This is a genomic window from Pseudomonas sp. K5002 (assembly GCF_013386655.1).
In the GTDB taxonomy this organism is placed as follows: Bacteria; Pseudomonadota; Gammaproteobacteria; order Pseudomonadales; family Pseudomonadaceae; genus Aquipseudomonas.
The window spans coordinates 1-4,458 of sequence record NZ_JACARK010000678.1 but is presented as its reverse complement, the minus strand read 5'-3'; the positions used below and the strand labels follow the sequence as shown (position 1 = coordinate 4,458).

Sequence of the window (4,458 nt, the reverse complement as noted above, 5' to 3'; positions counted from 1 at the left end):
TGCGCCTGATTCACCAAAACCCCGCAACCCAACGCGCCCGCCAGGCCCCCGCCGCCTTCAGGTACCGGGTGCAGGTGCGGATACTGCTCGCGCCAGGGCAGCCAGAAGTCCGGCTCGTTGCGCGCGCGATAGCCGCCATACCCCAGCCAATGCAGTTGCATGCCGAAGGCCTTGAGGTCGAGCACCGTGGGCGTGTCTTGTGGATGGCCACGCAGCAAGCCAACGGTAGGAAAGCCGAAGCGTTTCCCGGCCGCCGCCAGTGCATGCAGGTGATTGGAGTAAGCGCCGCCCAGGCTGATGATCCCCCTGGCGCCCGCCGCCCGGCCTTGCGCCAGGTGCTCGGTGAGCTTGAACCACTTGTTGCCGCTGATCAGCGGGTCGATGCGATCCAGGCGCAGTACGGCGACTTCCACCGGCCCCATCCAGTCCAGCTTCAGGGGTTCAAGGGGCGCGTGGGGAAGCCAGTCGAAAGGACCCATGAGGGCGGTTCTGCACAAGAAAAGGGGCGGTAGTCTACCACCGCCCCTTTTACGTGTTTACAGCTCGGCCGCCAGGCGCGAACCCTGGTTGATGGCGCGCTTGGCATCCAGCTCGGCCGCCACGTCCGCGCCGCCGATCAGGTGCACGTTCTGCCCGGCCGCCACCAGGCCGTCCTGCAATTCCCGCAGCGGGTCCTGCCCGGCACAGATCACGATGTTGTCCACCGCCAGCACCTTCGGTTCACCCTCGGCGCCGATGCGGATGTGCAGGCCCTCATCGTCGATCTTCAGGTACTCGACGCTGTTGAGCATCTGCACCTGTTTGTTCTTCAGACCGGTGCGATGAATCCAGCCGGTGGTCTTGCCCAGGCCGTCGCCGACCTTGGACGTCTTGCGCTGCAGCAGGAACACTTCACGCGCCGGCGCATGGCGCTCGGGCTTGATCCCGGCCACACCGCCGCGGGCTTCAAGGTGGGTGTCGATGCCCCATTCTTTCCAGAACGCCTCGCGGTCCAGGCTGGTGGACACGCCCTGGTGCACGAGGAATTCCGAGACGTCAAAACCGATACCGCCGGCACCGATCACCGCCACGCGATGGCCCACCGGCTTACGCTCCAGGATCACGTCGAGGTAGCTCAATACCTTGGCGTTTTCCACGCCGGGAATCGCCGGAATACGCGGCGCGATGCCGGTCGCGAGGATGATCTCGTCATAACCGCCCGCAACAAGCTGCTCAACGTCGACCCGAGTATTCAGGCACAGTTCGACGTGAGTGGTCTGCAACTTGCGCTTGAAGTAGCGCAGGGTCTCGAAGAACTCTTCCTTGCCCGGCACACGCTTGGCGATGTTGAACTGGCCGCCGATCTCGCTGGCCGAATCGAACAGCGTCACCTGATGCCCACGCTCGGCGGCGACGGTGGCGGCCGCCAGGCCCGCAGGACCGGCACCGACCACGGCGATTTTCTTGATCTGCTTGACCGGCAGGTAGTTGAGCTCGGTCTCGTAGCACGCACGCGGGTTGACCAGGCAGGTGGTCAGCTTGCCGCCGAAGGTGTGGTCCAGGCAGGCCTGGTTGCAGCCGATGCAGGTGTTGATCTCATCGGCGCGGCCTTCGGCAGCCTTGTTGACGAAGTCCGGGTCGGCGAGGAATGGGCGAGCCATCGAGACCATGTCGGCATCGCCTTCGGCCAAAATCTGCTCGGCGATTTCCGGGGTGTTGATCCGGTTGGTGGTGATCAATGGAATCTGCACCGCACCGCGCAACTTCGCGGTGACCTTGCTGAACGCGCCACGCGGCACCTTGGTGGCGATGGTCGGGATCCGCGCTTCGTGCCAGCCGATGCCGGTGTTGATGATGGTTGCACCGGCCTGCTCGATGGCCTTGGCCAACTGCACGATTTCTTCCCAGGTGCTGCCGCCTTCTACCAGGTCGAGCATCGACAGGCGGAAGATGATGATGAAATTCGGGCCTACGGCTTCGCGCACCCGGCGCACGATTTCCACCGGCAGGCGCATGCGGTTTTCGTAGCTGCCACCCCAACGGTCGGTGCGGTGGTTGGTGTGGGCGGCGAGGAACTGGTTGATGAAGTAGCCTTCCGAACCCATGATTTCCACGCCGTCGTACTCGGCGACCTGGGCCAGCACCGAGCAGGTGACGAAATCATTGATCTGTTTTTCGATGCCTTCTTCGTCCAGCTCTTTGGGCTTGAACGGGTTGATCGGCGCCTGGATTGCGCTCGGTGCCACCTGCTTCGGGCTGTAGGCATAACGCCCGGCGTGGAGGATCTGCATGCAGATCTTGCCGCCCGCCTCGTGCACCGCCCGGGTGACGATCTTGTGCTTCTGCGCTTCTTCGTCGGTGGTCAGCTTGGCCGCACCGCCATACACCCCGCCTTCATCGTTGGGGCCAATGCCGCCGGTGACCATCAGGCCCACGCCGCCACGGGCACGTTCGGCAAAATAGGCCGCCATGCGCTCGAAGCCGCCGGGTTTCTCTTCAAGGCCGGTGTGCATCGAGCCCATAAGGGTACGGTTGCGCAGGGTGGTAAAACCCAGGTCCAACGGGGCCAGCAAGTGCGGGTAGGCAGCAGCGGTCATGGTACAACTCCACAACGGATCATCACGGGACGTGGAGCGCTCGAATGGCACTCCATCGGTTTATGTCCCACAGACTAAGAGTCCGCCGGCTGGCGCTCAATGACCGTAAGTGACAACTTAATGATCAAAGTGCGCAGCAGAAAGCATGGCAGCGGTAATTTTCTCCTGTTTCTGCCCCTGCCCGATCATCCAGCGTTGAAACCCGCGGCACTGCTGTTTGTGCAGGGTATTGGGGTGCCAACTCAGGTAGTACGGCGCCGCCAGCGGCACGGCGAACCGCCAGGGAATCACCAGCCGACCGGCGCGCAGGTCCCCGGCGATCATTGAGAACTGCGCCAGCACGATGCCTTGCCGGTCGATGGCCGCCTGGATCGCGGTAATCGATGATGAGTAATTGCGGCGGATCACGATGGGCTGGCCGGTTTGCCCTTCCAGCTCGCTGAACCATTGGGTCCACGAAGGCGGCGAATCGAATTTGGGCCGCGAGTCGATGCCGATCAGGCGGTAATCGAGCAAGTCCCGCGCGCACGCAACCCGTTCCAGCAACTGCGGTGAACAGGTGGGCACCACACAATCGCGGAACAGCGGCACGCTATGCCCGGCATGCTCGGGGTGCTCGCCATAACCGATGCGAAAGTCGGCACTTTCCTCCCCCGATGCATCATCGAGGGTGCTGTCGAGGTAGATGTCCAGGTCGGTTTCGTCCTGCCCCCACTCGTCGATCAGCGGCGACAGCCATTTGGTCATCAGCGAAGGCAGGCAACTGATATACAGGTTGTTGGGATTCTTCGCCCGCTCGGCCTCGGCCACCGCCAGCCTGAGTTCTTCGAACGCCGCGGTGCAGCGGGCGTGCAGGCGTTCGCCGACGCTGTTCAAGCGCAGGCGCTGGCCGTCCTTGAGCGTCAGCTTCATGCCCAGGGCATCTTCGAGCAGTTTCATTTGCTGGCTGACAGCGCCCACCGAGATCCCCAGGCGAATCGCCGCCTGGGACATACCGGCGCAGTGGCCCACCACTTCAAACACTTGCAACGCGCGCAACGGCGGTAAACGGCTCATGGGGAATCTCGCGACTTCAGCAGTTTAGATTTTCTACTAAAAGTAACAGAAAACCTCATATTTTCTTCAGTCAGTGCAACCCGTAGAGTTAAACCACTTCCCACCCCATTGCGTTACGCCCTGCTGGAGTCGCTGATGAAAACCCTGCCTGAACAAATTACCCATGTCGTGTTAGGCGACAGAGAACCCAGCATCGAAGAGTTCGTGGCGATCGCCCGCTATTCGGCCACTGTTTCGTTTGCCGACAGTTACAAGAACCGGGTTAAAAAGTCCCGTGGGTTGATCGAGCGATTCCTCGATGAAAACCGTTTGGTGTACGGCGTGACCACCGGTTTTGGCGACAACGTGCGGCATGTGATCTCGCCGGAAAACGCCAAGGAACTGCAAGTCAACATCGTGCGTTCCCACGCTGTTTCCGTCGGCGAACCGCTGGTGCGTGAACAGGTGCGGGCGATCCAGTTGATGGTGTTGATCAGCCTGGGCAAAGGCTACTCCGGGGTGCGCCTGGAACTGCTGGAACTGATCGCCGGCCTGCTCAACCACGACGTGGTGCCCTTTGCGCCGGGCGAAGGCTCGGTGGGTTACCTCGCGGTAGAAGGCCACCTGGCCCTGGTGCTGCTCGGCGAAGGCCGCGCCAGCGTCAAGGGCGGTGCACTGGTGGATGGCGCAACCGCCCTGCAACAGGTCGGCCTGCAACCGACCGACCTGCAGTGCAAGGAAGGCCTGGCGATGTTGAACGGCACCACGTCGGTGACCGCCATCGCTACGCTGGCGCTGTACAACGCGATGCAGGCTGCCGACCTGGCGGACGTGGCGGCGGCCATGT

At 62.6% G+C, this 4,458-nt stretch carries 3 protein-coding genes and 1 pseudogene; 1 reads left to right on the top strand and 3 read right to left on the bottom strand.

Annotated features, from left to right (window positions below; all coding sequences use genetic code 11):
* From HX846_RS26050 to HX846_RS26040, 3 genes and pseudogenes are all read right to left on the bottom strand, one after another.
* Positions 1 to 479 (bottom strand): annotated as a pseudogene (locus tag HX846_RS26050) (1-aminocyclopropane-1-carboxylate deaminase); the annotation flags it as partial.
* Between the two features lie 57 nt (positions 480 to 536).
* Entirely contained in the window at positions 537 to 2,576 is a 2,040-nt protein-coding gene (locus HX846_RS26045; protein WP_003212416.1) for an NADPH-dependent 2,4-dienoyl-CoA reductase, read from the bottom strand.
* Positions 2,577 to 2,693: 117 nt separating this feature from the next.
* Positions 2,694 to 3,632, bottom strand: a complete 939-nt coding sequence (locus HX846_RS26040) for a LysR substrate-binding domain-containing protein (protein WP_003212414.1) — start codon at positions 3,630 to 3,632, stop codon at positions 2,694 to 2,696.
* 135 nt (positions 3,633 to 3,767) lie between these two features.
* On the opposite strand from HX846_RS26040, the gene HX846_RS26035 reads away from it, so the two are divergent.
* Positions 3,768 to 4,458 (top strand): aromatic amino acid ammonia-lyase (locus HX846_RS26035; RefSeq protein ID WP_178966370.1); only part of this gene is annotated, 691 nt, incomplete at its 3' end.